At 33.5% G+C, this 340-nt stretch carries 1 protein-coding gene; it reads right to left on the bottom strand.

Annotation, left to right across the window (positions count from 1 at the left end; all coding sequences use genetic code 11):
• Window positions 1-340: FIVAR domain-containing protein (locus HMPREF2706_RS02705; RefSeq protein ID WP_141761269.1), on the bottom strand; the 340-nt coding region annotated here is incomplete at both ends.

A 340-nucleotide genomic window follows, 5' to 3' on the forward strand; every position in this document is an offset into this window, starting at 1 on the left:
TAGCAGTAACTAATTCGTTATTGTTAGCCTTGTTTTCTAGTAAATGTATTGCACTGTCTAACTTGGGTTGAACAGCTTTAATGTTGTTTAATGCGTTATTAACTTGCGAAACGGTTGGGTTACTGTTATCTAAAATTTGTTTAGCTTCATTTTGAGCTGCATTAATCTGATTTTGAATCTTAGCTTTAGCGTCTTGATACTTTTTAATGCTTGCAGGCGTTTTACCCTCAGTACTAACTTGTTCAGTTAATGTATTGTAAGCGGTTTGAAGTTCTGACTTATCAGCTCTCAAATCATTTTTAGCACTATTCAATGCTTGTAAAGCTTGTTCAACTTTATC

It is taken from the genome of Staphylococcus sp. HMSC067F07 (genome assembly GCF_001837405.1).
GTDB classification, from domain to species: Bacteria; Bacillota; Bacilli; order Staphylococcales; family Staphylococcaceae; genus Staphylococcus; species Staphylococcus capitis.